The sequence below is a fragment of the Synechococcus sp. 1G10 genome, from assembly GCF_002252625.1.
GTDB lineage: Bacteria > Cyanobacteriota > Cyanobacteriia > PCC-6307 > Cyanobiaceae > Regnicoccus_A.
In genome coordinates this window covers 64687-88099 of the sequence record NZ_NQKW01000007.1, presented here as the reverse complement: position 1 = coordinate 88099, position 23413 = coordinate 64687, and the positions used below count along the sequence as shown (strand labels likewise).

The 23413-nt window shown below is 64.6% G+C and carries 40 protein-coding genes and 1 pseudogene; 15 read left to right on the top strand and 26 right to left on the bottom strand.

Annotated features, from left to right (window positions below):
• Nucleotides 1-82 precede the first annotated feature (82 nt).
• Together CJZ82_RS08215 and CJZ82_RS08210 are read left to right on the top strand one after the other, a co-directional pair.
• Entirely contained in the window at nt 83-967 is an 885-nt protein-coding gene (locus CJZ82_RS08215) for a bile acid:sodium symporter family protein (RefSeq protein WP_094555299.1), read from the top strand.
• Nucleotides 968-1253: 286 nt separating this feature from the next.
• On the top strand, nt 1254-2582 hold the full coding sequence (locus CJZ82_RS08210; RefSeq protein WP_233130127.1) for a chloride channel protein: 1329 nt from the start codon (nt 1254-1256) through the stop codon (nt 2580-2582).
• A 28-nt stretch (nt 2583-2610) separates the two neighbouring features.
• On the opposite strand, the gene CJZ82_RS08205 is transcribed toward CJZ82_RS08210, so the two are convergent.
• The 3 genes from CJZ82_RS08205 to glsA form a co-directional block, all read right to left on the bottom strand.
• Complete coding sequence (locus tag CJZ82_RS08205; RefSeq protein ID WP_094555372.1) at nt 2611-4098, bottom strand: glycosyl hydrolase family 57; 1488 nt, start codon at nt 4096-4098, stop codon at nt 2611-2613.
• Nucleotides 4099-4574: 476 nt separating this feature from the next.
• Nucleotides 4575-5153 carry a hypothetical protein gene (locus tag CJZ82_RS18650; protein WP_094555298.1) on the bottom strand — a complete coding sequence of 193 codons (579 nt, stop codon included), beginning with the start codon at nt 5151-5153 and terminating at the stop codon, nt 4575-4577.
• Between the two features lie 661 nt (nt 5154-5814).
• Nucleotides 5815-7539, bottom strand: a complete 1725-nt coding sequence (gene glsA, locus CJZ82_RS08195) for a glutaminase A (RefSeq protein ID WP_094555297.1) — start codon at nt 7537-7539, stop codon at nt 5815-5817.
• A gap of 361 nt (nt 7540-7900) precedes the next feature.
• Between glsA and CJZ82_RS08190 the strand changes: the two genes are divergently transcribed.
• Complete coding sequence (locus CJZ82_RS08190) at nt 7901-8161, top strand: type II toxin-antitoxin system Phd/YefM family antitoxin (RefSeq protein WP_094555296.1); 261 nt, start codon at nt 7901-7903, stop codon at nt 8159-8161.
• Nucleotides 8162-8167: 6 nt separating this feature from the next.
• A complete protein-coding gene (locus tag CJZ82_RS08185) occupies nt 8168-8569 on the top strand; it encodes a type II toxin-antitoxin system VapC family toxin (RefSeq protein ID WP_094555295.1) in 402 nt (133 codons plus the stop codon).
• Here CJZ82_RS08185 and CJZ82_RS08180 read toward each other — a convergent pair.
• The 8 genes from CJZ82_RS08180 to CJZ82_RS08145 form a co-directional block, all read right to left on the bottom strand.
• Nucleotides 8547-8729, bottom strand: a complete 183-nt coding sequence (locus CJZ82_RS08180; RefSeq protein WP_094555294.1) for a DUF86 domain-containing protein — start codon at nt 8727-8729, stop codon at nt 8547-8549. The two genes, CJZ82_RS08185 and CJZ82_RS08180, sit on opposite strands and share 23 nt — an antisense overlap.
• Before the next feature lie 151 nt (nt 8730-8880).
• Nucleotides 8881-9069: a nucleotidyltransferase family protein gene (locus CJZ82_RS18905; protein WP_233130126.1), complete on the bottom strand. Its 189-nt coding sequence runs from the start codon at nt 9067-9069 to the stop codon at nt 8881-8883.
• Nucleotides 9070-9342: 273 nt separating this feature from the next.
• Nucleotides 9343-10563: a S9 family peptidase gene (locus CJZ82_RS08170; protein ID WP_094555293.1), complete on the bottom strand. Its 1221-nt coding sequence runs from the start codon at nt 10561-10563 to the stop codon at nt 9343-9345.
• Between the two features lie 312 nt (nt 10564-10875).
• Nucleotides 10876-11259, bottom strand: coding sequence for a type II toxin-antitoxin system PemK/MazF family toxin (locus tag CJZ82_RS08165; protein ID WP_094555292.1), 384 nt, complete (start codon nt 11257-11259; stop codon nt 10876-10878).
• Nucleotides 11256-11516, bottom strand: a complete 261-nt coding sequence (locus tag CJZ82_RS08160; RefSeq protein WP_094555291.1) for an AbrB/MazE/SpoVT family DNA-binding domain-containing protein — start codon at nt 11514-11516, stop codon at nt 11256-11258. The genes CJZ82_RS08165 and CJZ82_RS08160 overlap by 4 nt, the downstream gene beginning before the upstream one ends.
• Before the next feature lie 245 nt (nt 11517-11761).
• A complete protein-coding gene (locus CJZ82_RS08155) occupies nt 11762-12073 on the bottom strand; it encodes an addiction module protein (protein WP_143593576.1) in 312 nt (103 codons plus the stop codon).
• A 423-nt stretch (nt 12074-12496) separates the two neighbouring features.
• Nucleotides 12497-12805 carry a DUF86 domain-containing protein gene (locus tag CJZ82_RS08150; protein ID WP_094555371.1) on the bottom strand — a complete coding sequence of 103 codons (309 nt, stop codon included), beginning with the start codon at nt 12803-12805 and terminating at the stop codon, nt 12497-12499.
• 40 nt (nt 12806-12845) lie between these two features.
• On the bottom strand, nt 12846-13154 hold the full coding sequence (locus CJZ82_RS08145; RefSeq protein WP_094555289.1) for a nucleotidyltransferase family protein: 309 nt from the start codon (nt 13152-13154) through the stop codon (nt 12846-12848).
• A 234-nt stretch (nt 13155-13388) separates the two neighbouring features.
• On the opposite strand from CJZ82_RS08145, the gene CJZ82_RS19335 reads away from it, so the two are divergent.
• On the top strand, nt 13389-13517 hold the full coding sequence (locus CJZ82_RS19335; RefSeq protein ID WP_255380795.1) for a hypothetical protein: 129 nt from the start codon (nt 13389-13391) through the stop codon (nt 13515-13517).
• Between the two features lie 33 nt (nt 13518-13550).
• Here the strand turns inward: CJZ82_RS19335 and CJZ82_RS19560 are convergent, their stop codons facing one another.
• The 9 genes from CJZ82_RS19560 to CJZ82_RS08100 form a co-directional block, all read right to left on the bottom strand.
• Complete coding sequence (locus CJZ82_RS19560; protein WP_158218515.1) at nt 13551-13880, bottom strand: PIN domain-containing protein; 330 nt, start codon at nt 13878-13880, stop codon at nt 13551-13553.
• A gap of 68 nt (nt 13881-13948) precedes the next feature.
• Nucleotides 13949-14152: a type II toxin-antitoxin system VapB family antitoxin gene (locus CJZ82_RS08135; protein ID WP_094555287.1), complete on the bottom strand. Its 204-nt coding sequence runs from the start codon at nt 14150-14152 to the stop codon at nt 13949-13951.
• A 423-nt stretch (nt 14153-14575) separates the two neighbouring features.
• Nucleotides 14576-14806: a type II toxin-antitoxin system BrnA family antitoxin gene (brnA, locus tag CJZ82_RS08130; RefSeq protein WP_094555286.1), complete on the bottom strand. Its 231-nt coding sequence runs from the start codon at nt 14804-14806 to the stop codon at nt 14576-14578.
• Entirely contained in the window at nt 14793-15056 is a 264-nt protein-coding gene (locus tag CJZ82_RS08125; protein WP_094555285.1) for a BrnT family toxin, read from the bottom strand. The genes brnA and CJZ82_RS08125 overlap by 14 nt, the downstream gene beginning before the upstream one ends.
• A gap of 271 nt (nt 15057-15327) precedes the next feature.
• Nucleotides 15328-15561, bottom strand: coding sequence for a DUF4926 domain-containing protein (locus tag CJZ82_RS08120; RefSeq protein ID WP_094555284.1), 234 nt, complete (start codon nt 15559-15561; stop codon nt 15328-15330).
• A 3-nt stretch (nt 15562-15564) separates the two neighbouring features.
• Entirely contained in the window at nt 15565-15936 is a 372-nt protein-coding gene (locus CJZ82_RS08115; RefSeq protein WP_233130124.1) for a DUF6883 domain-containing protein, read from the bottom strand.
• Nucleotides 15937-16013: 77 nt separating this feature from the next.
• A complete protein-coding gene (locus CJZ82_RS08110; RefSeq protein ID WP_094555282.1) occupies nt 16014-16415 on the bottom strand; it encodes a type II toxin-antitoxin system VapC family toxin in 402 nt (133 codons plus the stop codon).
• Nucleotides 16415-16663: a CopG family transcriptional regulator gene (locus tag CJZ82_RS08105; RefSeq protein WP_233130123.1), complete on the bottom strand. Its 249-nt coding sequence runs from the start codon at nt 16661-16663 to the stop codon at nt 16415-16417. The genes CJZ82_RS08110 and CJZ82_RS08105 overlap by 1 nt, the downstream gene beginning before the upstream one ends.
• Before the next feature lie 285 nt (nt 16664-16948).
• Complete coding sequence (locus CJZ82_RS08100; protein WP_094555370.1) at nt 16949-17155, bottom strand: 2-oxoisovalerate dehydrogenase; 207 nt, start codon at nt 17153-17155, stop codon at nt 16949-16951.
• A 668-nt stretch (nt 17156-17823) separates the two neighbouring features.
• On the opposite strand from CJZ82_RS08100, the gene CJZ82_RS08095 reads away from it, so the two are divergent.
• The 3 genes from CJZ82_RS08095 to CJZ82_RS17760 all read left to right on the top strand — a co-directional run bounded on the left by CJZ82_RS08095 (nt 17824) and on the right by CJZ82_RS17760 (nt 18793).
• Entirely contained in the window at nt 17824-18057 is a 234-nt protein-coding gene (locus CJZ82_RS08095) for a type II toxin-antitoxin system HicB family antitoxin (RefSeq protein ID WP_094555280.1), read from the top strand.
• Nucleotides 18054-18395, top strand: a complete 342-nt coding sequence (locus CJZ82_RS08090; protein WP_094555279.1) for a type II toxin-antitoxin system HicA family toxin — start codon at nt 18054-18056, stop codon at nt 18393-18395. The genes CJZ82_RS08095 and CJZ82_RS08090 overlap by 4 nt, the downstream gene beginning before the upstream one ends.
• A 155-nt stretch (nt 18396-18550) precedes the next feature.
• On the top strand, nt 18551-18793 hold the full coding sequence (locus CJZ82_RS17760) for a hypothetical protein (RefSeq protein WP_143593575.1): 243 nt from the start codon (nt 18551-18553) through the stop codon (nt 18791-18793).
• Between the two features lie 23 nt (nt 18794-18816).
• Here CJZ82_RS17760 and CJZ82_RS18895 read toward each other — a convergent pair.
• From CJZ82_RS18895 to CJZ82_RS08075, 3 genes and pseudogenes are all read right to left on the bottom strand, one after another.
• A pseudogene (locus CJZ82_RS18895) lies at nt 18817-18882 on the bottom strand (hypothetical protein); the annotation flags it as partial.
• Nucleotides 18883-19148: 266 nt separating this feature from the next.
• On the bottom strand, nt 19149-19607 hold the full coding sequence (locus CJZ82_RS08080) for a GNAT family N-acetyltransferase (RefSeq protein ID WP_233130122.1): 459 nt from the start codon (nt 19605-19607) through the stop codon (nt 19149-19151).
• Nucleotides 19608-19645: 38 nt separating this feature from the next.
• The gene (locus CJZ82_RS08075; protein WP_094555276.1) at nt 19646-19939 is read right to left on the bottom strand and encodes a DUF1778 domain-containing protein; all 294 of its coding nucleotides are present in this window, start codon (nt 19937-19939) and stop codon (nt 19646-19648) included.
• Nucleotides 19940-20105: 166 nt separating this feature from the next.
• Here CJZ82_RS08075 and CJZ82_RS18335 point away from each other — a divergent pair, with 166 nt between their 5' ends.
• Entirely contained in the window at nt 20106-20288 is a 183-nt protein-coding gene (locus tag CJZ82_RS18335; RefSeq protein ID WP_233130121.1) for a hypothetical protein, read from the top strand.
• A 53-nt stretch (nt 20289-20341) separates the two neighbouring features.
• Nucleotides 20342-20635: a hypothetical protein gene (locus tag CJZ82_RS08065; protein WP_198949705.1), complete on the top strand. Its 294-nt coding sequence runs from the start codon at nt 20342-20344 to the stop codon at nt 20633-20635.
• A gap of 125 nt (nt 20636-20760) precedes the next feature.
• Here the strand turns inward: CJZ82_RS08065 and CJZ82_RS08060 are convergent, their stop codons facing one another.
• Nucleotides 20761-20967, bottom strand: a complete 207-nt coding sequence (locus tag CJZ82_RS08060; protein WP_094555274.1) for an addiction module protein — start codon at nt 20965-20967, stop codon at nt 20761-20763.
• Nucleotides 20968-21032: 65 nt separating this feature from the next.
• Between CJZ82_RS08060 and CJZ82_RS08055 the strand changes: the two genes are divergently transcribed.
• Nucleotides 21033-21224, top strand: a complete 192-nt coding sequence (locus CJZ82_RS08055; protein ID WP_094555273.1) for a hypothetical protein — start codon at nt 21033-21035, stop codon at nt 21222-21224.
• 34 nt (nt 21225-21258) lie between these two features.
• Here CJZ82_RS08055 and CJZ82_RS08050 read toward each other — a convergent pair whose 3' ends face one another.
• A complete protein-coding gene (locus tag CJZ82_RS08050) occupies nt 21259-21513 on the bottom strand; it encodes a HepT-like ribonuclease domain-containing protein (RefSeq protein ID WP_094555272.1) in 255 nt (84 codons plus the stop codon).
• Nucleotides 21514-21617: 104 nt separating this feature from the next.
• The gene (locus CJZ82_RS08045) at nt 21618-21923 is read right to left on the bottom strand and encodes a nucleotidyltransferase family protein (RefSeq protein ID WP_094555369.1); all 306 of its coding nucleotides are present in this window, start codon (nt 21921-21923) and stop codon (nt 21618-21620) included.
• 284 nt (nt 21924-22207) lie between these two features.
• Between CJZ82_RS08045 and CJZ82_RS08040 the strand changes: the two genes are divergently transcribed.
• The 4 genes from CJZ82_RS08040 (at nt 22208) to CJZ82_RS08030 (ending at nt 23257) form a co-directional block, all read left to right on the top strand.
• Complete coding sequence (locus CJZ82_RS08040) at nt 22208-22501, top strand: addiction module protein (RefSeq protein WP_094555271.1); 294 nt, start codon at nt 22208-22210, stop codon at nt 22499-22501.
• Between the two features lie 2 nt (nt 22502-22503).
• Entirely contained in the window at nt 22504-22806 is a 303-nt protein-coding gene (locus tag CJZ82_RS08035; protein ID WP_233130120.1) for a type II toxin-antitoxin system RelE/ParE family toxin, read from the top strand.
• Nucleotides 22803-22955, top strand: a complete 153-nt coding sequence (locus CJZ82_RS18330) for a hypothetical protein (protein WP_158218513.1) — start codon at nt 22803-22805, stop codon at nt 22953-22955. The genes CJZ82_RS08035 and CJZ82_RS18330 overlap by 4 nt, the downstream gene beginning before the upstream one ends.
• A gap of 65 nt (nt 22956-23020) precedes the next feature.
• Nucleotides 23021-23257, top strand: a complete 237-nt coding sequence (locus tag CJZ82_RS08030) for a hypothetical protein (protein ID WP_094555269.1) — start codon at nt 23021-23023, stop codon at nt 23255-23257.
• Nucleotides 23258-23413: the final 156 nt, after the last annotated feature.

Here is a 23413-nt window from a genome sequence, read left to right as displayed (position 1 = left end):
GCGGTTCGGCAGCCTGGAGTGGGGCCTGCAGAGCCGGCAGACGGGATCAATGCGATCTTGTCCGCACCGTTCCTGGGCACCGATGCAGAACAGCTTGCTGACGACTGTTCTGCTGCCCGTCGCCCTGGCCATCGTGATGCTGGGGATGGGGCTGAGCCTGGTTCCGGAAGATTTCCGGCGCATCAGCCGCTATCCGCGGGCCGTGGCGCTTGGCAGCATCTGTCAGATCGTGGTGCTGCCGCTGATCGGCGGCCTGCTGGCCTGGCTCTGGCCGATGGAACCGGAGCTGGCGGTCGGTCTGGTGATCGTGGCGATCTGCCCCGGCGGCCCCTCCTCCAACCTGATCACCTACCTGGCGAAGGGGGATGTGGCCCTCTCGGTGACGCTCACGGCGATCAGCAGCGTGGTGACGGTGTTCACGATTCCCGTGCTCGCGAATCTGGCCTTGCAGTTGCTGATGGGATCCGGCGCGGAGATCAGCCTGCCCGTGGTGCCGACGATGCTGCGAATCGTGCTGATCACCCTGGTGCCGACGGCCATCGGCATGGGGATCCGGCAGCGGTTCACCGCCACAGCGCTGAGGCTGGAGAAGCAGATGGGACGGCTGGCCGCAGGTCTGCTGGCGTTGATCATCTTGCTGCTGGTGATCAAGGAAGCCGGCAAACTGCCCGGCTTCATCGCCCAGGTGGGCGCGGCGGTGGTCGCGCTGAATCTGCTGGGAACGGCGGCCGGCTTCCTCTCGGCGCGTCAGCTGGGTCTGCCCCTCGCCCAGCGGCTCAGCATCGCCATCGAGGTGGGCATCCAGAACGGCACCCTCGCGATCGCGATCACCGCCGGCCTGCTGAACAACATCGACATGGCCGTACCGGCCGCGATCTACAGCCTCTGGATGAACATCACCGGATTCGCCATGGTCGCCTTCGGCCGCCGCAAGCTCGCGGCCGCCCAGGGGTCGGGGAATGGCTGAGCCCCGGCAATCCAGCGGAAGGGTTCGCCGGTAGATCAGGCATTCTCCCTTTCTGCACCTCAAGGCTGCTGCTGCGCCATGGAGCAAAGCTCACCCGCCTCAGTGCCCTGGTGCTTCTGGCGGCAGGGGGTTTTATGTCGTCCAGGGTCTGATCTGGAGCTGGCCGAGCTGGTAGTCAGGTGCTGGTGAAGACGGCCACCAGGCCTGCAGTGCCATGACTCTTCGCGCAGCCTGAGGGTGCTTGGCGTCATTGGCTGCTTCGCTGGGGCCTGACCCTGCGGTGCCCGTGGCTGTTCTTGTCGTCTGGCTGCTGCTGGGCCTGGTGATGGGGCTGCTGCAGTGGCCGTATCAGGCCCTATCTGAACTGGGCTTTCGGCTGCAGCGCTGGCTGTGGCCGCTGCCTGGTCTGGAGGGTGGCCATCGCGGCATCGCTCAGGGGCTGCCACCCGGCCTGGGAGCCGCGCTCGTTTTCGCGGCCAGTGCGCTTCTGATCTGGCTGGCCTGGGGACCGCTGGCGGCCGGCAGAGGCGGCGGTGTCGCCCCCCTGCTGGCCCTGGATCGCTCCGGCCGGCAGGTTCCCCCCGAGGCGGAAGCGCACTGGCTGGAGAAGCTGAGCCTGGCCAGCCAGTTGCAGCGGCTGCCGCTGATGCTGCTCACCCATCTGGGTGGACTCACGGTTGGAGTGGAGTCCCCTTCGGTGGCACTCGGAGCCAGTGTGCTGCTGGCGATCCGGCGACGCTGGCCCGCCTTCACCCCCCTGGCCCAGCTTCCCTCCAGCCTGGTAGCCGTGATCGGCGGAGCCGCCGGGCTGGGAGCGGCCTTCCGTTCACCCCTGCTGGCGGTGGCCTACGGCCTGGAGGAGCTTGGGCAACGTAGTGGACTGCCCCTGGTGCTGCCCGCGCTGCTGCTGGCGGGCAGTGGCACCGTGGTGGCAACGGCGATGGGACAACCGGCTCGCCTGCCGGGCCTGGACCTGGGCGGCCTCGCGCCGGCCCTGTGGGGCTGGGCCATGCTGCTGACCCTGGTGGGTGCAGCCGCTGGCGCCCTGCTGGTGCGGCTGCTGATCCCGGCGGCAGCCTGGGTGAAGCGGCTGCTGGCGCGCCGGCGCCTGGGCGGGGCATTGCTGCTGGCGGGCCTGCTGACACTGCTGGCGCTCGCCAGCGGCGGCCTCAGCCTCAACGATGGATCCCTGTCACTGGGATCGGCTCTGGCCGGGGGGTATGGCGGGCCTTCGCTCACCCTGCTGTGGCGAACCCTGGCCACCGTGCTCAGCCTGGCGGCGGGTGCTCCCGGTGGCCTGATGCACGACAGCATGACCCTCGGCGCGCTCCTCACCAGCCCCCTGCGGGCCCACACCGGCCTGGGCGCCACTGAGCTGGCCCAGCTGGCAGCGGTCGGCGCCACCGCCCTGTTCGCCAGTGCCCACGGCAGCCCGCTGTTCTGCGCGGCGTTCGTGTTCACCCTGCAGGGCGATCCGGCGTTGTTGCCAGCCCTGTTGCTGGTGAGCGCCATCAGTGGCGGCCTCGGTGAGCGCTGGCGCGGTGAGGGCTGGAACGAGCACCAGTGCCAGGCGCTGATCGATCAGGCGCCTGGGGCCACCCCATCGAGCCGGTGATCCACGCCAACTTCAAGACCTGGGCTGACTAACCGATCGCGGCCTCACCGCGCCTGTGAATCTCGCTGGCGTAGCCGGTCCAGGCCCCCTGGCCCCAGTAGCGGAAGCAGCTGGTTTCCAGCAGCAGCAGGTGGAGCAGGGCTTCCTGATAGTGCGGGGTTGTGGTGACGGCGGGATCCTGCGCCACCAGGGGATCAAACACCTGGTGGAAATGGGCGCTGAGGCGGTTCATCGGCTCCAGCACGTTGCCGTAGCCCTCCACCCAGCTGAGGTCGTTGGTCCAGGATGCACCCGCCATCGAGAAGTGGGGATCGCTGGCCTGGAGTGCGGCGATGGCGGCTTCGGTGGCCGCCGGGGTGGGTGGGTTGCCGTTGGTCTGGCGGTCAACGGCCTCCCAGAGCTTGTGTTGCTGAACCGCCTGAATCTCTGGGTAATCAATTGTACTGACTCCGGCGGCTTCCAGCAACTCCAGATATTCGGTGCCGTTGATCGCCACAGTGGCTGAATCCGTGGCCGGGTCACAGCCGGAATCACTCGCCTGGGCGGCGATTTTCTGATGGGCCTGGATGAAGGCGGAGGGGAATTCATTCATCATCACGCCGCCATTTTCGCCGTCGGCAATCTGCGACACAAGCGAGGGGATCGTGGTGTCTCCCAGCGCTTGGCGGCCCAGCCCGAGGGCTTCATAGCAGGGCTGCATCTGGCCCACCAGCTTGGTATCGGAGCCCTGGGTTTTGATCAACGCCGTGATCCTCACCGACTCACCGCTGGAGTTGCGCGCCACCAGCTGATTGGGGATGTACTTCTGTGCCTGGCTGAGGCTGGAGCCATCGAGGTTCTCGACGCTGTGCTCCTGCACCAGCAGCCACTGGTAGCCGCAGTCGCGCAGGGCCTTCACCAATGCATAGAGGGTGTCGGGGTGGTTGGGCAGGTGCATTTCAGGCGGCGAGAAACCCTTCACCCGTTGCAAGGCCTCAGGCCCGAAGAGGGCCGCGAAATGGTGTTGCCAGGCCAGGATCTGCAACCTGAGATCGGGGATGGGCGTGGAGGGTGCCACGGCATGGCTCCAGAAGGTGCCAAGCCATTCCACGTGGGGTTGCAGGCTGGGATCGCAGGCGAGAAGTTTCAGGGCATCGAGTATGTCGTGACGGCCCATCTGCTCGAATCCCCAGAGCAGGTTGCCGGAATAATCCAGCATGATCCGTGGGTTGCAGCCATCCCGAATCAGCTGGGGGATGATCTCAGCAAGGCGCTTGTAGCAGTGGGCGAAGGGTTCGGCGTTGTGGTTGTCACCCTCACCGGGGTGCTCGAACATGTACTGCAGATGCGAAATCAGCTCACCATTCGTCCCGGCGGGAATCGTGGGTTGGTGCATGTGCAGGGCGCAGGCAAAGCCTGAGCGGATCTGCGCCATGTTGAGATTGGTGCGCGGCAGGAAAACGGGGCCGGCCTGCTGCATCAGGGCGAGGATCCCGGCTTCATCACCTGCGATCGGTGGAAGGGCGGAGTTGGTCATGGCGGTGGTGTGGTGCCGGATCACCAGGCCAACGCGGGCGCTGGGCAGGTCGTGCAGGGTCAGTCTGGGGGGCAGGCTCTGCGCAGGGCCCCATCGGAAGGCTGGTACCCGGTGATCGTGGCCGGACATCGGTCATGGATGAGACGGCTCCGGAAATCAAGATCCACTAGATGGAGTGAGGAATCCTGCAACCGATGAGCCCTCTTTTCCCCTGTTCAGGCTGTGGTGTACAGATTGAACGCTCGATGCGCCTCTATCGAGATCAGAAGGGGAATGTGCTCTGTTCAACCTGCAAGGACAAGCTGGAGGCGGATCAAGCCTCTTCACCTGCGCCGAGCGCTGCACAGAGCCAGTAGCTCCCATGGGTGAGACGCATGCTGGTGAGCACGGCAGGATTTCAACGGCTCCCAGCACTCCTTCGATCAGGCCTCGCAGGCTTAGGCGGCCTCGGCTCACGCTGCGTCGCTTGAGGAGGCTCAACCCCCTTTCGCATAGGACACCAGCAAGTTGGCCAGCATCGGGGAATGGCGACGGTTGAGCGTAACCAAGGAGGCTAAGGCCGTACTGACGGCGAAAGCATCCAGACGCTGTGCTTCGGGTCCGACAGGTAGATCTGCATGCGTTGCAACATCCACCTCCTGGTGAATACACCATACGTCGCCTGAACCACGGGCAGATTCAGGCTCAAAGCAGTGCGACCGTTCTTTCTGCAGGCCTGGCCCAGGGCAATCGCCAGCTGGCAGAGATCCGCTGGTGTCGAGCAGCAGGGTCATGAGGCGATCTGCTGGTCGCGCTGGCGCAAACAATCCTGGTCGGCCTCCAAGGTGTCCGTCCGTGCTCCATTGGGTGCTTCTGCTTGCAGTCAGCAAGGGCTCGGCATTGCGATGGGCTGCCGGAAACGGCACGATCCGGTAGTACTCCCGATCGTCGGAGCAGCAGATGTCTGCGTAATACCGTTCCACCACGGCGTAGGCCTCGTCGTAGCTGGCGAACACCTGGCCGGCGATGCCGTCCTTCACACCGTCATCGCGCTGGATCTGATATTTGTCGCCCATAGGTCTGGAATGGCTGGGTTCTCAGTAATACCGATCCGGGTATTCACCGGGATCGTCGATGCGGGTGACCCGCACTCCAGGTAGCCAGGTGACTGTGCCAGAGGGGACACTTCATCTGCTCTGCCCGCATCGCTCACCTGCCGCCTCAGGGCCCCAGAGCACCCACAGGAATCACAGCGATTCCATCGGAAGGGGGCTGGGGGAAGACATGGCGAGTGAGCTTCCCCTCCACCGGTGGCAACTCCGTCACACCCCAACGAGGATGCCCCCATGTCCCCAAGCGCTTGAAGCGGATGGGCGAGATACGCTGATCGGGTGGCGACCAGGCAGCAGCGGCCGATTTGGTTCTGAAGTGCAGTGAGTCTATTTCGCCCTTGAGTTCTCAATGAGCGCGATCTCTTGCTATAGAGCCGTTCGTAACGATTCAGCCGTATGGCTTCGTTCATTCTGGATGGATTAAATGATTCTCAGCCGATCTTGTGTGTTGACGTCTTTTGAGTGTCTTGGGAACCTCGCTGGTGAACGATCTGAACCTGCCTTTGCCAGGGCCGACTAAGGCAAATGGGCCACACTGACTTCCGCGGCTTGCAGCGCGTTCCTGCCCTCAAGGCCAGGTGCAGAAGGCGATCACCGCCGAGGATGTGGCTCGCCTGGCCAGGGATCACCTTGGAGCGGGCAGCTGCCGCTGGAAACGGGCGATCTCCAGCTCCAGCACTCCTTCATGGATGGCCAGGGCCTCGGCGATCGATCGCAGTTGCAGGTCTTCCTCAGGTTCGATCTCTCCATCAGCGCAGGACACGCGGAAGGCGGCCTCCAGGATCAGTTCCCGGCTGTTGTCATCCAGCAGGGGCAGCTCCCGCCTGAGGCGCTCCACCAGAGCTTCGAACGCTCCAGTTGCGCCATGCCGTCCCTCCTGGACGGCCCTTTGCTGGCAGGCGACGGCCTGCTGTTGCAGCGCCCCGGGATCGGGCTGCTCGTTCATCAGTTCGGCATAGGCCTCAGCCATGGTTGCGAGCTCGGAGGCCTCGATCTCGCCATCAGCCAGGGTGATGGAGATCATGCAATCCAGCATCAGATCCCTCACCTTGGTGGCATAGCGGTCGCCATGGGATACGGCCCAGCGCAGATCCGTGAGATCTCGCTGCCGGCGGGTGTGCTGTGACGCCCGCGGGTCACGTTTGCAGCCCGTTCGCCCACCGGAGATACTGTCATACATATGGAAGGTGAAGCGCTCCACCAGCTGCCGGCAGAAGCTCACTCCCCGCACGGAGTTGCCGTAGGCATCCAGTCGGGGCGAGAAGGTGGCGAAACCCATCAGGTTGGGAATCACCACCATCACGGCTCCAGCCACCCCTGATTTTGCCGGCAGGCCTACCTCTAGGGTGAACACGCCGGCATTGTCATACATGCCTGCAGATTGCATCACCGAAAGCGTTTTCTTCACGACGTCCGTCGGGAGAACCTGTTCGCCCGTGATCGGGCAGACGCCTCCATTGGCCAGGGTCGCCGCCGCAATGGACAGCATTCTGGCGGTCATCTCAATACTGCAGCACGACAGATAGACATCCATCATCTTATGGAGATCCACGCTGCGGGGTAAGCCGCAGCGGCCACGCAGCAAATAGGCAATCGCAAAGTTGTTGTCGGCGGTATCCCGTTCCGACAGCATCGTCTCCTCGCTGAAGTGCACCGGTGCCACGTGGCCGCAGAGCTTCGCCCATAAGTTCATGATCACCTGAGTGATCTCTCGATCACTCAGGTGTGGTGCGCCCGATGCAACCAGGCCGGCCATCATGATGGCTCCAGCATTCACACAGGGGTTGTAGGGACGTTCGTCAGGCAGCAGATCCAGAGCATTGAAAGGGCGACCGGAGGGCTCCATCCCCACGAATTGATGCGTGAAATCAAAACCCTCCCTATCGAGTGCGAAGGCATAGGTGAGTGGCTTGGAGACCGATTGAATCGAGTGATAGACATCAACATCGCCCAGGCCCATGCGCTGGCCGTCAACGCTGCAGACGGCCACGCCCCACCGCTCGGGATCGGCATCGCGCAGTATCGGGATGTAGTCGGCGTTGCTGCCACTTCTGTCCGTTGCCACATGGCGGTACACCGTTTCGATGTCGGAGCAGAACTCCTGCCAGTCGGGAATGACCAGCTGGCGCCTGAAGGCGCGATTCACCATCAACAGCTCATCGCCCACGATCGCCGCGAACTGCTCGAAGTCGATCGGTTGATCGCCCAGCTTCTGCAGCAAGGCGATGGTGGTGGCCAGGCGAAAATCGTCGGCACCGATGCCGCTGTTTTCGATGTGGGTACCAATGTCTGCCGCCGTGGTGGTGCCGTGGTGCGCCACCAGGTCGAAAAGCTCGCGCAGACGTTCCATGTCTTGCACGGTATCGCTCTCTGGAGATTAGGTTGATGTTCTGGGTTGAGCCTGTAGCGCCGCAAACGGCGATGGAGTCGACCCACTGCAGACGCAGGGCCTCCAAGCTCCTGAAGGGATCCAAGCCAATCACCGTGCTGCACCTTGGGCATGGCCAACGCGCGCAGGAAGCACGCTCTACACGTGCCACGCCTGTAACACCCCCGCCAGTGAGCCCCCCCATGCCCCCTCACCCCTCCAACGGCTAAGAGCGCCGCTGTGCTGTCTGCCCGTTCATCCAGGCGCTCGGCCTGTGGCGAGAGGGGCGCCAGGACGTATCGGGTCGACTAAGCTGGTTGAACTCAATCCAGCGGAGGTGGCCATGCGTCAGGTGAACATGCACGACGCCAAGACCCACCTCTCCCGGCTGGTGGAGGAAGCGGCGGCGGGCGAGGCGTTCGTGATCTGTAAGGCCGGCCGGCCAATGGTGCGCGTCACCGCACTGGATGACGCCAGCAACGCAGCTCCCAAGCGGCGACGCCTGGGTCTGCTGCAGGGCCAGTGCGCGGTGCCCGACGACTTCGACCGGATTGCAGCCGCTGAGATCGCCAATCTGTTCGAAGGCCTCCAGCCGGGCGGCTGAGAAGCCATGGATCTGCTGCTGGATACCCACCTGCTGGTGTGGGCGATGGGATCGCCCGATCGGCTTCCCGCCGGTTTGGCAACGATGCTGGAAGACCCGCTCAACACCCCGGTGTTCAGCGTTGCCAGCCTGTGGGAGCTGGTGATCAAGCAGGCCTTGGGACGGCCTGATTTCCACGTGCAGCCTGCGGTGCTGCGCCGAACCCTGCTGGACGGGGGCTGGCAGGAGCTGCCCATCGAAGCGCGCCATGCCCTGGCGGTGGCCCAGCTGCCGCCGCTGCACCGCGACCCGTTTGACCGGTTGCTGCTGGCCCAGGCAACCGCCGACGGGCTGCTGCTGATCACGGCCGACAGCCAGCTGGCGGCGTACCCGGGGCCGGTGCGCTTCATGGCTGCTGCTGAGGGCTGAGAGTATGACCACCGGTGTGATGCACGCCACTGGCGCTCAGCCATGTGATCGGCAGGGCTGGAATGCTCTCGGAAACGATCTGCCAGGTGATGTTGCCTTCGAGGCCGACATAGGCATGAGCCAGCACATCACGGAGGCCGGCGATTCGCCGCCAAGGCACCTCAGGGCCTAGTCACGCGCTTTGTGGACGCTCAGGCAAGTGGGATCGCCTCCTGCTCGATCCGTTCACGCAGCTCAGCACGCAGTCCACGCCTCGTGACCAGATCGACATGCACCTTCAGCAGGTCTTCGAGGGCGAACTTGAGATCCATTTACTGCTCATAACTCGGGCTGCCTGGGAAATCCACAAGCAGGTCCACATCGCTCTGGTTCGCTGCCGTGCCGTGGAGCACAGAGCCAAAGACCCGCAGATCCCGACCACCGTGGGCAGCGATGAGCGCCTGCAGCTTGGGCGCCAACTGCGACAGCTGCTTGAGAGTTCGGGGTTGGCTGCCGGTCATGGTGCCCAATCTGGTGCCCCGCGCTGCTCGCCGCCCCGATCCCAGGCTAATCCGCCTCCACCCTTCGGTTGGAATCCTCAGGAGTAGCCTGCCCATCGGTTCTGCGGATGAAGGGGGCTGGGGCTGCACAGCTACACCCGGAGCCGGGTTGGCTGCAGCCGCCACGCGAACACGCCAGAAGGGATCCCAGCAGGGGCACCTGCCTGACGGGCCGCCCAAAACCCAGCCTGGCGGCCAGGGGCAGGGCGGGGGGAAACGAACCGCAGGGTGCCGTCAACGGCTTGGGTGAGCTGCGCGGGGGTTGGCGAACACACCGTCCAGCCAGTCGTAGGCGCGCTGGTGGAACAGGGAGCGGGCCGTCTCTTCGCAGTGGCCGCCGGCGCCCTCGGCGGCGGTGAAACGCACGAGGGTGCGGGAGCACTGCAGCGCGGCATGGAGCTGCTCCGCGAAGCGGGCGATCGGATCGCCTTCCGCCCAGGCCACCAGCGTGGGGCAGCGGATCCGTTCGGCGCGCCCCCTGAGGCTGTAATCGCCGGCGATCCGGAAATACTCGGCGATCGAATCGAGCCCGTGCACCCAGAGGGCCCGCCGGACGGTCCACTGCAGAGAGGGGTTGGAGCGCATCTCGGCCTCGAAGGCCTCGAGATCGGCGGGGTCGATCTCCGGGAGGCGCTCGCGCACGGCTGGGGGAAGCGGCAGGTTCGTGCGCAGCGCCTCGAGCAGGTCCCACTGGCCGGGGTCAGCGATGCAGGCCGCGAGGCGGTGCTCGCCACTGGCCGCGCGGGGCGCCAGATAGCCGCCGAAACTCCAGCCGATCAGCGCGATCCGCTGCGGGTCGACGTCCGCTCGGGAGAGGGCGTAGTCCATCACCGGACGCACCACGGCCTCCCAATCGGGGCGCAACACCAGGCTCTGGTGGATGAGGGGACGGCCCTGGCCGGGGCCATCGAAGGTGAGGCAGTGGTAGCCGCGGCGCACGGCGGCCACGGCATGGGCGAAGTGCGCCTCGTGCACGGTGGCGTCATAGCCGTTGGTGGCGATGAGGGTGGGGCGCGGCTGGCCCGAATCATTGGCACGGTGGAAGTAGCCGGGCAGGCTCGTTCCCTCGTAGGGGATCTCCACGGCCTCCACGGCCGGCGTCATCAGCGCAGCCGCCCTGGCGAACGCCTCGGATTCCCGATCAAAGGCCTCCACCAGCCGGGCCTCCACGGGCGCACCGAAGAGCGGCAGCCAGGAGGTGCGGTAGTAGTTGCTGGCCCGCAGCCAGGCCTCACGGGCGCTCACCGAGTGGCCGGCGGCCGCAGACGTGTTGGCGATGGCAACGACCCGATCCGCCGTGGCGGTCCAGGCGTTGAACCAGCTGTCCACATCCCCGGGGGCGATTTTTGATGCCGTCACGAAGCACTCGCCGAAATCCGCACCGCCATAGACCGCATGCGACAGGGCGCGGAGCGCAAAGCGCTCAAAGAGAGGGTCTGGGAAGAAGAGGCCCATCGGGAGGATCTGCTGCGGTGGCGCAAGGGCGAGCCAGCACGCTGCTGATCATCGGGCACCGGTTCTGATCCAGGAGGGATCGGCGGGTGAAGCGGAAGGTATTCATCGCAGGCAGACCGCCAGCGGCTGGAGCTGGTTCAAAGCCCCTGGGAGCCGATCGGCAGCTGGTCGATCAGCGCCAGCAATCTCCCGGTGGAGGTCCTCCAGTGTGTCGGCTTCGGTACTGATGACGGCAGCGGCTGCGCTGGCCCGGCAGGAGCCATCCTTCCTCCCTCGATGACGACAATGACGCCTCAACTGGCGGCCGATGGCTCACACCACCAACCCAAGGATCTGACCCACGATCGCCATCACCTCCTCCAATTGGGTGTCGTTCAGTCGGCCGATCGGATGGGGGCGAGCGCCCCTGGCGCGCCAGTCGAAGGATTTGAGTTGCTGGCACAGCACAAAGCTGTGGGCACCAGGCCGATCGGGGATGGGACCCAGGTCCACAGCAAGGGTGGAACCACGGTTGTAGGGAGCTGAGGTCATCGCGCAGCCCACCACAAGGCCCACGGTGGCGTGGAAGGAAGCGGTGGACAGCACCGCAAAGGGATGGTGATCCTTCATCTCGCGGCCGGCCTGGGGGTTGTGGTCGATCCAGATCACATCGCCACGATCGGGCACCCAGTCTTGGACGGCGCGGCGGGGACTCACTCGATGACCTCAGCACCCAGCGGAGAGAAGGCCATGGCCTCGGTGGGTTCGCCAGCCATGGGCTCGTAGGCCGCCAGCCGTTCGGCCAGGGAAAGGCGCTGCTGCACCGGCCGGATCATCACGCCTCCCTCGACAACGGAGAGTTCCACGGCCTGATCCACCTGCAGCTGAGCCTCCCGGGCGATGGAGGCGGGCAAGCGGATACCGAGGCTGTTGCCCCAACGGCGCAGGGCCTGGCGGGAAGGGGTGGCGGCCATGGGAATCAGACGTATAAACAGAAGGATAAACCTCTCCAGTGGCTGGGGCGGCACAGCCACCCTCGGAGCCGGGTTGGCTGCAGCCGCCACGCGATCACGCCAGAAGGCCTCCCAGCAGCGGCGATGGCCTGAAGGGCCGCCAAAACCAGTCCTGGCCATGGAGCCCGGCAGCCCTCACCATCGCTCCATGGCCAACAGCCCCTCTGGGATCGTTGTGGATGTGCTCCACCGCAGCAGCGAAGGCTTCAGCGAAGCCACGAGCCAACGCCGGCTAAAGCCTGCCGTACCAGCGCTGGGTTTCCAGTAGACCCTCCAGCGCCTGCGGCAGGACCGAACCGCGGGCTCGGTCCTCTGGCGTCGAGCTGGCTGCGCACCTCATCACAGGCCACCGCGCCGCCAGGGTTGTTGAGATGGGTCGCCCAGCGCCGGTCGAGCTCGGCGCAGAGGGCGGAATCAAGTGGCAGCGCTCCAACTCGAGCCTCGTCATCCAGGCTGTCCCAGCGGGCGATCGCCAAGGCCAGCCGCTCGCTCGGCGGGAGTTGCAGCAGGTCAGACATGGGCGCCAGCTCCGCCACACTCGGTGAGGAACTCACATTGGGCACGGCCAAAAGGGGGCCAAAGGACTGGAGAGATGGATGCCATGGCGCATGGGCTTCTCCTCCACCAGTGCCACCCCCCGTCTCACCCCAGCCGGGATGCCCCTGGCCCCGGCGCAGGACGGCGCCCGGCGGATGCTGGGGGGAAGACGTGACCCAGATAGATGACTCACCGGCAACGGCATCACCGTCTACGGCAGTGGGGTTTACAGACTTAGTGGCGCAAGCGAGCTGAACGACGCCGAACGCGACGAGCTGCAGCAGCTGTGCCGCTATCGCACACCGATCAGCGGCTCGGTGAAGGTCCGGGTTGGGTTTGCCCGTGAACCGGAGGAGAACAACAGGGAATGGCTCTGCGCAACGCGATCGCCGCACCAGCCGCCATCAGAGCTCAGCCTCAATCACTTGGTCCAACTGATCCGCCAGGGCTGGAATGCTCTCGGAAACAATCCGCCAGATGGTGTCTTCTTCCAGGCCGAAGTAGGCATGCGCCAGAACATCGCGGAGGCCAGCAATGCGTCGCCAGGGCACCTGGGGGTGCCGCTCACGGACCGCCGGCGGGATCTGCTTCGCCGCTTCACCAAGAACCTCCAGGTTGCGCAGTACGGCGTCAACCAACATCTCGTCAGCAAGAAAGTGCTGCCGGGTGAGTCCCTTGCTGTATCGGAGCACTTTGGAGCAACACAGCTGCATGTCCAGGAGGAACAGCGACCAATTCCGGGCACTCCCCCCCTCAGGCAAGAGGAACGGCCTCCTGCTCAATCCGCTGCCGCAACTCAGGGCGAAGACCGCGGCGGGTCACCAGGTCCACCCGGGCGCTGAGCAGGTCTTCCAGGGCCAGCTTGAGGTCCATGTACTGCTCAAAACTGGGGCTGGAGGGGAAATCCACAAGCAGATCCACGTCGCTCTGCAGCCCTGCCGCGCCGTGGATCACGGAGCCGAAGACACGAAGATCCCGGCCACCGTGGGCGGCTGTGAGAGCGAGCAACTCGGGCGCGAACTGCCTGAGCCGCTGAAGAGTGGGTGGCTTGGATGGATCCATGACTCCCATTGTGCTGCTCGCCACCAGCCCACGCTGCGAGAGCTGGCCACTCTGACTGCATGGCCCCGCACCCCTCTGCCACCTACCAGCGCCTGCGCACGTTCATCGCCGGGCGCATGCGCAGAGCCCCATCGATCAGCCGCTGATGCTCCAGGAACTGCTCGGACGCCCCAGCCCCGCCCCAGTGCAGGACGTGGCCCTCAGGATCCTCGGCGAGAACGTGATCCAGATCGATTGCTCACCGGCAACGCATCACCACTGAGCGACGCCGAGCGCGATGATCTGCTGCAGCCCTGCCGCCAGCGCCTCGACACCTGCCGGGCCCGGGGCCGCGGCGAGTGCTGCGGCGCGGGCTGTTGCTGAGCAAATCCCGCACCAGTGCGCCCTGGAGGTGGCTCACGCCCATAACCGGACATCCACGTGCTGAGAAGCCACCTGAAAGTCTTGATCCGTTGTGAGCAGCGTCAGGTCGTAGCGCTGGCAAAGCTGGATGAGCAGGGCATCAATCGTGCCGATCTGGACACCCCGTCGGCGGCAGGAATTGCGAATGTGGGCGGCTGCGATGTGATCCTGCTTATCGGGCTGAAGAAAGGCGAGCACGGAGAGGCGCTCCACGAGCTCGTCACGGTTTTTGGGGCCGGCAAAACCCTGCAGCACTTCCTGGAGCACCAATCCGGTGGTGAAGACCTGCTCGGCACCCTGGAGCGCGGCACGGAGTGCACCCACCTCAGGCGCGCCCTGCTGGCCATCTCGGCGAAAAGCCAGCTACCACACCGACGTATCGACCAGCAAACTCACAGCTGGCGATCACGTTCGGCCTTGTAGTCGTAGCCGGGATCCCAATCGAGCTTGCCGAAGAGCTCCGCCACCTGGCGCTGTTCCCGGCGCGCGATGAACTCCTGCAGGGCGCGGGTGACGGCGGCTTTCTTGGTGGGCTCACCGCTCACACGGAAGGCGTGATCGAGCAGGGCCTGATCGAGAGCGAGATTCGTGGCCATGTGTGACCTCATGGTGAGGTGTCTACACATTAGTTCCGTCAGCCTGGCTGAGGGGGCAAGCAAAGGCATGGCGCCTGGTATTGGCTTCTCATCCATCAGTGCCATCCCCGTCACACCCCAGCGAGGATGCCTCCATGCCCCGCCCCCGCGCAGGACGTACCCAGGCGGATCCTGGGGGAACCTCACTCAGGCCGTTGCCTGGTCACGATGACCTTGCCGCCAGGCCTTGAAGTCGGCACTGAGCTCGTCTTCGCTGAGGCCGAGACGCTCCAGTCCAGCCTGCAGCAGCCGGCCAGCCTGGAGGTGAGTTCACGGATGCCAATCCGGGTCGCCACGTGTTCATCCAAGCCGTGGCGGTGGTGTGCCTGCCTCCAGCCGAAGCCATTGGTCGCCGCAACCATCACCGATCTGCCGAACTTGCGCTCAAGCAGACGTCCGCTGCTCCAGCCGCTCTGCCAGCCACACCTTGATGATCGACTGACGCGTGACACCGAGTCGGCTGGCTTCGCGATCGAGCTGGTCGATCATCCACACCGGGATGTCGACATTGACGCGTTTCTGCTCCAGCCGACGGCGACGGGCACCGCCGAGGTCGAGGGCGTCGAGCACGGACTCGCCGTCATCAAAACGTTGATCGAAATCAGAACTGTTCATAAAGCTCCACCTCTTCTGGTCTGGACGGCCGAACGGAAATCAACCGGATGCACTGGTCGCGGTAGGTGAGCACGGCCGACCAGTGCTTGAGGCCAATCCTGCCAATCACCAGAAATCTCGGCTCCCCGGTGGTGCGGGCCGGAAGCTCCAGAAGCTCCGAATCCCCCCAGAGCTGCTGGGCAGCATGGAAGTCGATGCCGTGCTTGGCAAGGTTGGAGGCACTCTTGACCGGATCGAAGGCGAACTCCATACTTTGCTGAATCTATACCTTTTCGGCGCGCCAGGCTGCTGGTTCACGCCGCTTTGCTTGAAGCCTGCCCATCGGTTTTGGAGATCGGAGGGGACTGGGGCGGCACACCAACAACCTGAGCCGGGTTGGCTGCAGCCGCCAGGCGCTCACACCAGAAGGGATCCCAGCAGGGGCGATGGCCTGACGGGCTCAACAACAAACATGCCCCCGCCCCAGCGCAGGACGTACCCCGGCGGATCCTGGGCAGCGAGGAGCTGAGCGAGGCCGAATCTCAGGGATTGACCGTAGCCAATGAACGCACAGCGATCAGATCCTGATCACCAATCGCTCGAAGACTGGCTGATGAAAGCGTCAGCAGGGATTGCGTGCGTCCGGATGCGGCGACGAACTCAACCTCATAGGTTTCGGGATCGTGAATAGCAACGACAGCACAGAGATCGCCCGACTGAAGCCCCGTCTCTGGAATGTCCTGGGTGAGAGCAACTGTCTGGTGCAAGGCAAGCATGACTTACTCCGAAAATGCGGTGATGAGCCTTGGCTGATTGGAGTGATCGGAAATCAGCCAGATTGTGCGGAACTGCTTTGAAGTTCCATTAGGGCCTTCTAATCTAGCCTTGATCATAACTCTCATCCCGTAGGCGCTGCTCTCGATCCGCTCAACCACTCCGCTCCGCTCATAGTGAAGAAGGTCGTCACGAAGTCTTGTCCAGGCTTCGAGGGTGTAGCCGAGGGAGAGGAACACCCTGGCCTTGAATCTTCCGACTGGATGCACGCTTGAGAGCAGGTAGTCGCAGATCTTGGCCTTCTCGACAACCGCCTGGTCTGCATGGGGGAGCATTCGTGGGCCAGGAGATCGCCGGAGCTTCTCAACCAGTGCCACCCCCGTCCAACCCCAGCGAGGATGCGCCCATGCCCCTGGCGTTGCCCCAGCGGCAGCGGCTCAGGGCCTACTCAGGATCACCCTTCCTTCGCATAGGGAACCAGCACAGTGGAGAGCATCGGGAAATGGCGCCGATTGAGCGTGGCCAGAGTTGCTCCGGCAGCCTGCACACTCGCGGCAATCAGGGCATCCGCGAGGCCCGTGCCGTGGCTGCGGCCGTACTGACGGCGCAACAGCCCCGCCTGGATGGCCGCCTCTTTCTCAAGCGGGAGCACCGAGAAGGCCGACACAAAGGCATCCAACCGCTGGCGCTCCTCCCCCTCGCGCACACCTACATAGAGCTCAGCGATCGACACCACAGAGACCGCCAAGGGCTGATCGCAGCCTTCCAGGAACACCACCGCCAGGGGCTGATCGCGGAGGTAGTCGATCAGGACATCCGTGTCGATCACGAGCAAGCCATTCGCGGCGGACGCCATCAGCCGCCTTCAGGGGGGATGCGATCAAGTTCCTGGCGCAACGTCAGCCCTTCGAGCGGACCAGGTCCGGCTGCCCAGAGGCCCCTTCCCGCTCGAAGCCTGGCCAGCCGCTCTTGAGGCTGGTTGTTCTCCAGAAAGCGATCGATGGCTTCACGGATCAGGGCGCTCTGGCTGCGTCCGCTGCGTTGGGCCAGGGCCAGAAGCCCTTGCCGCTCCGGCTCCGACAGGTAGATCTGGGTCCGCTGCATGGCCAACCTCCTGGTGTATACACCATACACCGCACGCATGGACCATCACTGCATGGCCTCCAGCCTCTCTGCAGCCTTCCTGCGCGCGTTCATCGCCGAGCGAAGGCGCATGAGACCCATCGACCAACCGCTGATGCTGTAGCCGAAGGCTTTCGCGCAGCGGTTGGAGCTGCTGGGGCGCTGATTTGCCAGGCAACAGCCAGCCCGGCCCTCAAAGATCCAGGCTGCCGATCAGCGCCTCGATTGAGCAGCCCAGCTCCTGGCCGTTGACGTCCCGCGGAATCCTCACAGGGCCAGCAGTTCCTGCCTCAAGTGATGAACGCGGATCAGGGGTGGCGCCTCGCCGGGATCGAAGTGACAGACGACCGCGCCTGTGATCTCCCGGTGGAGCTCCTCGAGGGTGCCTGCCTCGGTGTGGATCGCGGCGGCAGCTGCGCTGGCCCGGTAGGAGCCATCCTCTGCTTCCTCGACCACGAAAAGAATTGCCTGCATGGCGCCCTCCAGCGGCACAAGTCTGGAAGTGGTGGGCGGGATGCTGACCCTGTCTGGGCAAACGGACTGGGACGGCACAGCCACACCCGGAGCCGGGTCGGCTGCAGCCGCATCACACCCACGCCAGAAGGGATCCCAGCAGGGGCGACTACCTGACGGGCCGCCCAAAACAAAACCTGGCCGTGGAGCCCGGCCCCGGCGCAGGATGTGGCCCGCCGGATCCTGGGTAGCGCATGGTGGTCAAAGTGCTGCCGGGCAAGCGCTGGGGCAGCGAGGGCGACCCATCTGCAGGCCCCCGCTCACGTAAATCGATTTGGTGACCGGCCCTGCCCCTGGCGCAACGACTGGAGCTGGTGCAAAGCCTGATCGATCAACGGTTGGAGAACTTCCTGGCGGACGGCGACCCCGGCCTTGATGCCGATGAGGTGCTGAACGCCCTGGAGCAGCTCCTCTGAGCATGGTGCTGCGGCTCCGCCCGGAAGCCCGGCTCGATCACAACGTTGCGGCACCCGCCGAGCTCTGATCCGGAGCCTCCCGTATGGCGCCATCGACCTGCCGGTTCCCGAGCAGGCCTTCATCAAGGATGCTGGGGAGGACCTGGCTATTCAGGCTGGCCATGCAGAACGCAGTCACTCGCTAACATGAGGCCCTGAACAGGGGCGGACGACGTGGCTGAGCACATCGTCAATCTGCACGTGGAGCGCCTGCCAGAGGGGTGCTACCTCGCCACCTCGGACGAAGTCCCTGGGCTCGTGGCCCAAGGTCGCACCCTCTCTGAGACCCTGGAGATCGCGAGGAATGTCGCCAAGCGCTTGATGGAGGCCCAGGTGGAGCGTGGTGGTGTCAGCGCCGCTTCACCGTTGGAGGAGCGCTTTGACCATCCCCTGGTGGTGAGTGCCTGAGTGGGACGGCTGTCCGGATACCGGTACCGGGTCCCGCAGGCTCCCATGAGATCTGGTTTCGCGAATCAGACAACCGTTACACCACCATCCCCAATCATCCTGGAGACATGCCGGAGGGCACTTTGCGAGCAATTCTCCGTCAGGCCGGTATCAGCGTAGAGGCGTTTCTAAGCCAGTCATCCCTGTCTTGGTTTGGATCTCGGCAGCACAGTCAGCCCTGGCGTTGCCGTGGCCTGCCTATCGCTCATTCGGATGAAGGGAACTGGGGCGGCACAACCGCCCCCGGAGCCGGGTTGATTGCAGCCGCCGCGCGCTCACACCAGAAGGGATCCCAGTAGGGGCGCAAGCATCGCTCCATGCCCCTGCACCCTCCCCACTTACCAGCGCCTGCGGCACACCATCGCCAAGCCCATGCGCATGAGCCCCATCGACCAACCGCTGATGCTGTCGACAACGGCTTCCGCGCAGCGGTTGGAACTGCTAGGCCACTGATTTGCCAAACAACAGCCAGCCCCGCCCCGCCCAGGACATCGCCCGCAGGATCCTGGGGGAAGACGTGACCCAGATCGACACCTACGTGCAGCGGGTGAAGCGAATGGTGGGGCGGGTGCTCATCGGCAACGGCATCACAGGCTGCGAGAAAGGCAGCTACGCCCTGGTGGGCGGCGGTAAAGCTCCCTCAGGGGCTCGAGGCACGAGCTGGATCTCCACATCGCAGCCGAGCACATCGGCGTAGCGGCGGAGCGTGGAGAGTGCCGGCAGGTGCCGGCGGGATCCCTCGAGCCGACTGATGGCGCTGCGCGTGGTGCCCATCCGCAGGGCCACCTCCTCCTGGGTGAGACCGGCCCGCTTGCGAGCCTCCAGGAGCTGCCGGAGCAGACGAAATTCAACGGCAGCCTCCTTCCGCGCTTCGGTGTAGCCCGGAACCTGATCGAGCCTGGCGCGTTCGGCGCCACGATCGCGGATGTCAGCTGATGGTCTCTGGGCGCCCGGCCGTTGGGCGTGAAGGAGGGCGGGTGAGTACCACGGCCATAGAGCTTCTTCCCCCTACCGTTGCCACCTCGTCTCAGGCCGCCAGGATGCCCCCATGCTCATCGGAGGATCTTCCTTGCATCCTTGAGCAGCAGAAGCAGTTGCTGCTGGCGCAGTGGCGATGGGATGAATCCGAACCGGGTGTAAAAGCGGGCCGCGTCTTCGTCGATGGGATGGGTCAGGATTGCCCGAATTCCGGCCTGCTCGGCGATCACCAGCGTCCGACGGATCGTGTCCTGAAGCATCCCGAGACCAAGACCACGTCCATGGTTCTCGCCTGACACGGCGAGCCTGGCCAGGATGACCACAGGCAGTGGAAATCGCCCCATTCCCTGACGAATCCGCTCTGGCGCCTCCACAGTGTCGACCTGGCCCACGGTGAGGCTGTAGTAGCCGGCGACCCGGTTCTCCTCGTCGGCAACGACGAACGTTCTGGCCGAGCCACCGGTCTGCGCCTGGCGGGCGTGGTGCAAGAGCCAGTGATTGAGTGTGGGCTTGCCGCAGTCAAAGCCTTCCAACCGGTGCTGGACGGCCAGCGGCTCCGGCGGCCGCCAGATCACTGTGCATCCCAGGGTGCCTGCCTGGCGAACAGATCACGCAGACCCTCGTTGGCCTGGTCGGGACGCTCCAGCAGATCGATCAGGGCCTGAGCCTGCGAGCCGGAAACCATGAACAGGCGCTGATCCAGGAGCGTCTGCTCGGCAGCGAGGCAGGCACTGTCGAGGATGAAGTCGGTGAGCGACTTGTGGGTCACCTCGGCGGCACGGCGCAGCACGGCTTCCTGTTCCGGCGTGGCGCGGAGGCCGAGCCGGGCCGAGCGGGGGGGAGGTGAAGCCCCGATGGCAGCCATGGCGATAACTCTCCTGCTGGAGCGACTGACCGATGTTAGTACAACTGACGCACGCAGACGGCGAAGAGGCGTCCCGCAGGGCTTGGCCGAGAGCTTGAAGGAGGGAATGGCATCACAGCAGGGGCTTCTCCCCTACCAGTGCCACCCCCGTAACACCCTTGCGAGGATGCCCATGCCCCCGCATCCCTCCCCCACCGACGAACGCCTCTGCGACTCCATCTCCCGGCGGATGCGCAGGAGACATATGGTCCAGCAGATGGCGGGCAAGTTACTCACCGGCAACGGCATCACCCGCTGTGAGTGCGGTAAGTGGCCTGATCGAGCAAGCGCGCTGGAGCAGACAGGATGAGCCGGTACAGAGTTGTTGGGTCAACGGCGGAGTGTGAGCCGGGTTCGGAGGGATTGGTGCTGCGCAACCTGCTGGGCATCAAGGATCCAGTTGTGATAGAAGCACTCGAGCGAAATCGGCTGCTTGATCTATACCAGGGGATCATCGGCAGTGGGGTACCCAGCCGCAGCCTGAAGATGTCAGATCTGATGGCCTGCCAGGCAGGGATTGGGCCGCTCGACTATGCAGCATGGGATCGACAGCGAGACCTCTACTTTGCTGCTATCCGCGCAGGTGCCGTGCTCAATCTCACTCCGATGAAAGAGCAATTCAGAGAGGTGTTGCCTTGGTCGACTGTCGATCCATGAGTGCCCGCTCGATCACCGCGACCGGTTGACCCGTTTCAATGGCCGTGGAGGTGGCCACGGCGCGGATGATGCGCGCGCGAAGGGGCCGAGCGCTGGCCCTCTGGCGCATCCGCTCAAGCTCAGGGTCAGGAGTGGGCATCGGCGGGGCGGCAGGAGATCCATTCTGACGGCAAAGCCACAGGGCAGGGGTTCATCCAAGGCCGATCCAGCTCAGCGCAGAGGGCGGAATCAAGTGGTAGCGCTCCATCTCGGGCCTCGTCATCCAGGCTCTTCCAGAGGGCGATGGCCAAGGCCAGCCGTTCGCCCTGGGGCAGTTGAAGGAGGTCAGACATGGGAGTCATCGCCACCACGGACGGCTGAGAACCCAACGTAGGCACGCCCCAAGGCTGACAAAGCAATGGGAGGGGTCAAGGCCAAGGCAGCAAAGCTTCTCCATTACAAGTGCCACCCCAGTCACCCCCCGCCTTCAAAGGTCCAGGCTGTTGATCACTACGACGCTCGAGCAGCCCAGCTGGGCGGCCTCGGTGTGGATCGCGGCATCGGCTGCGCTGGCCAGGAAGGAACCGTCTTTCGCCTCTCGATCAAATAGAGAATTTCCTGCATGGCGTCCTCAGGCCGGCTGATCATTGGCACTGTCGCAACGCCAGAACAGCTGCGATCAGTTCAGGCAGGGATTGCTCACAGATCAGCAACACCTGTTCACTGTCGAGATCGAAGTACTGATGGGCGATCACATCGCGAAAACCCATGGCCCCCTTCCAATCCACCGATGGGAATTCGGCCTGCAGACGACCAGGCCAGTGGCGTTCAAAACGCTTGAGAGCCTCACCGATCGCGAGGAACTGCATGCAGATCACGTCAAGCAGATCCCGGCCCACCTCTGTATCAACTTGAGATGGGTTCTACAAAAGAGGCTGACTCTTGCTGCTGCCACGTTCAAGGGCAGTCAGGAGGTCATCCAGCAACTGGCTGGAGCCTTCCGTCATGGCCGCAGGCCTTCGTCAAGGATGCGCTGCTTGAGGGAAGGGTTCATGCGCTCGCGCAACCGCACTACATCCACAGACGTGCTCAGTAACGTTTCCAGCTCCTGCTTGATGTGCACCAAGGCATAGGGGGTCAGCGGATCCAGCCGCACCCACACGTCAACATCGCTGTCAGGGCGGGCGTCGCCACGGGCAATGGAACCGAAGACGCCAATATCAACCACGTGGAAGCGCTCTTGCCAGTCGCCACGATGGAGACGCAGGGTGCTGAGCACCTGTTCGGTCCGTGGGCTGGTGCTGCGCATCGGAGTTCCGATCTCGATGCCATTCTGCCGGGAGGGTGCCCGTGCTGCCCCGCAGGCTGAAGCTGCCGTGAGCATTGGATGGATCCCTTCTTCTCTTGGCGCTGGTTGCTGCGAGCACGGGTCGGAGCCGGGTTGGCTGCAGCCGCCACGCGCCCACTCCAGAAGGGATCCCAGCAAGGGCGATGGCCTGACGGGCCGCTCAACAACAAACCTGCCCGTGCCCCGGTGCACGACGCGGCCCGGCGGATTCTGGAAATCGGATGGTGGGCAAGGTGCTGCCGTAAATGCGCTGGGGCTGCGAGGGCGACGCGTCTGCAGGCCCCGGCTACCGTGAAAACATCTGGTCTCCGGCCCTGCCGGCACGGCATGTGGTGAATGACCTGCTGACCCTCCCCCTGGCGCAACGGCTGGAGCTGGTGCAAAGCCTGTGGGACTCGATCGCCGCTGAGCAGATCGGCCCTGAACTCACGGAGGCCGATCGGCAGCTGATCGATCAACGGCTGGAGAGCTTCCTGGCGGACGGCAACCCCGGCCTTGATGCCGATGAGGTGCTGAACGCCCTGGAGCAGTCCCTCTGAGCATGGTGCTGCGGCTCCGCCCGGAAGCCCGGCTTGATCTCGAGGCTGCGGTTCGCTGGTACGAAGCTCAGGAGCAGGGCCTGGGCCAGCACTTTCTGGATCAGGTGCGCCTGGCCCTCCGGCGCATACGCAGCAACCCTGAGGCTTTCCCCGCGGGCTACCGCGGCACCCGCCGAGCCCTGATCCGGCGCTTCCCGTACGGCGTCATCTACCTGCCGGTTCCCGAGCAGGGCAGCATCGTGGTGCTGGCCGTGCTTCATTGCGGCCGCGACCCAAAGCTCTTGCGTCAACGCTCCAAGCCTTGAGTTGGGCGGTCTCAGAGGCCATCAGCTTGATCGGGTCTGCCATGCACCACTCCCCCACCGACGAACGCCTACGCGACGACGTGACGCGGCGGATGCGCATGAGCCCCATCGACCAACCGCTGATGCTCATGGAACTGCTGGGCCGCTGATTTGCCAAGCAACAGCCAGCCCAGCCCCGACGCAGGACATCGCCCGCCGGATCCTGGGGGAAGACGTGAACCAGATCGCCACCTACGTGCAGCGGATGGTGGGGCGGGTGCTCACCGTCAACGGCGTGACCAGCTACGCCAACGACCACGACCGTCTGTTGGGCGGCGTAGCCGAAGGCTTCTGCGAAGCAGTTGAGCTGAGCGACGCCGAGCGCGACGAGCTGCAGCAGCTCTGCCGCAAGCGCTTGGTCGCCTTCCGCGCCCGGGGCCGCCCGAATGCTGCGGCGCGGGCTGTTGATTAGCAAATCCCGCACCAGTGCGCCCTGGAGGTGGACCCCATCATCCCCAGAAACCAGAGCGGCTCCGAGGACATCAACAACCTGCAGGCGCTTGGCTTCCGCTGAAATGCAGACAAGCCATCGCCACCGCTGGTCTCAGAGTTGCACCGCTATTCATTG

What these genes read in the sequence shown, in the direction of transcription:
- CJZ82_RS08215 (WP_094555299.1), top strand. Translation starts at nt 83, where the DNA reads ATGCAGAACAGCTTGCTGACGACTGTTCTGCTGCCCGTCGCCCTGGCC.
- CJZ82_RS08205 (WP_094555372.1), bottom strand. Translation starts at nt 4,098, where the DNA reads ATGACCAACTCCGCCCTTCCACCGATCGCAGGTGATGAAGCCGGGATC.
- CJZ82_RS18650 (WP_094555298.1), bottom strand. Translation starts at nt 5,153, where the DNA reads ATGGGCGACAAATATCAGATCCAGCGCGATGACGGTGTGAAGGACGGC.
- glsA (WP_094555297.1), bottom strand. Translation starts at nt 7,539, where the DNA reads ATGGAACGTCTGCGCGAGCTTTTCGACCTGGTGGCGCACCACGGCACC.
- CJZ82_RS08190 (WP_094555296.1), top strand. Translation starts at nt 7,901, where the DNA reads ATGCGTCAGGTGAACATGCACGACGCCAAGACCCACCTCTCCCGGCTG.
- CJZ82_RS08185 (WP_094555295.1), top strand. Translation starts at nt 8,168, where the DNA reads ATGGATCTGCTGCTGGATACCCACCTGCTGGTGTGGGCGATGGGATCG.
- CJZ82_RS18905 (WP_233130126.1), bottom strand. Translation starts at nt 9,069, where the DNA reads ATGACCGGCAGCCAACCCCGAACTCTCAAGCAGCTGTCGCAGTTGGCG.
- CJZ82_RS08170 (WP_094555293.1), bottom strand. Translation starts at nt 10,563, where the DNA reads ATGGGCCTCTTCTTCCCAGACCCTCTCTTTGAGCGCTTTGCGCTCCGC.
- CJZ82_RS08160 (WP_094555291.1), bottom strand. Translation starts at nt 11,516, where the DNA reads ATGGCCGCCACCCCTTCCCGCCAGGCCCTGCGCCGTTGGGGCAACAGC.
- CJZ82_RS08155 (WP_143593576.1), bottom strand. Translation starts at nt 12,073, where the DNA reads ATGTCTGACCTGCTGCAACTCCCGCCGAGCGAGCGGCTGGCCTTGGCG.
- CJZ82_RS08150 (WP_094555371.1), bottom strand. Translation starts at nt 12,805, where the DNA reads ATGCAGCTGTGTTGCTCCAAAGTGCTCCGATACAGCAAGGGACTCACC.
- CJZ82_RS08145 (WP_094555289.1), bottom strand. Translation starts at nt 13,154, where the DNA reads ATGGATCCATCCAAGCCACCCACTCTTCAGCGGCTCAGGCAGTTCGCG.
- CJZ82_RS08135 (WP_094555287.1), bottom strand. Translation starts at nt 14,152, where the DNA reads ATGGCCACGAATCTCGCTCTCGATCAGGCCCTGCTCGATCACGCCTTC.
- brnA (WP_094555286.1), bottom strand. Translation starts at nt 14,806, where the DNA reads ATGAACAGTTCTGATTTCGATCAACGTTTTGATGACGGCGAGTCCGTG.
- CJZ82_RS08125 (WP_094555285.1), bottom strand. Translation starts at nt 15,056, where the DNA reads ATGGAGTTCGCCTTCGATCCGGTCAAGAGTGCCTCCAACCTTGCCAAG.
- CJZ82_RS08120 (WP_094555284.1), bottom strand. Translation starts at nt 15,561, where the DNA reads ATGCTTGCCTTGCACCAGACAGTTGCTCTCACCCAGGACATTCCAGAG.
- CJZ82_RS08110 (WP_094555282.1), bottom strand. Translation starts at nt 16,415, where the DNA reads ATGGCGTCCGCCGCGAATGGCTTGCTCGTGATCGACACGGATGTCCTG.
- CJZ82_RS08105 (WP_233130123.1), bottom strand. Translation starts at nt 16,663, where the DNA reads ATGCAGCGGACCCAGATCTACCTGTCGGAGCCGGAGCGGCAAGGGCTT.
- CJZ82_RS08100 (WP_094555370.1), bottom strand. Translation starts at nt 17,155, where the DNA reads ATGCAGGCAATTCTTTTCGTGGTCGAGGAAGCAGAGGATGGCTCCTAC.
- CJZ82_RS08075 (WP_094555276.1), bottom strand. Translation starts at nt 19,939, where the DNA reads ATGGCTGCCATCGGGGCTTCACCTCCCCCCCGCTCGGCCCGGCTCGGC.
- CJZ82_RS18335 (WP_233130121.1), top strand. Translation starts at nt 20,106, where the DNA reads ATGCCCATGCCCCCGCATCCCTCCCCCACCGACGAACGCCTCTGCGAC.
- CJZ82_RS08060 (WP_094555274.1), bottom strand. Translation starts at nt 20,967, where the DNA reads ATGTCTGACCTCCTTCAACTGCCCCAGGGCGAACGGCTGGCCTTGGCC.
- CJZ82_RS08055 (WP_094555273.1), top strand. Translation starts at nt 21,033, where the DNA reads ATGGGAGGGGTCAAGGCCAAGGCAGCAAAGCTTCTCCATTACAAGTGC.
- CJZ82_RS08045 (WP_094555369.1), bottom strand. Translation starts at nt 21,923, where the DNA reads ATGCGCAGCACCAGCCCACGGACCGAACAGGTGCTCAGCACCCTGCGT.
- CJZ82_RS08040 (WP_094555271.1), top strand. Translation starts at nt 22,208, where the DNA reads ATGCGCTGGGGCTGCGAGGGCGACGCGTCTGCAGGCCCCGGCTACCGT.
- CJZ82_RS08035 (WP_233130120.1), top strand. Translation starts at nt 22,504, where the DNA reads ATGGTGCTGCGGCTCCGCCCGGAAGCCCGGCTTGATCTCGAGGCTGCG.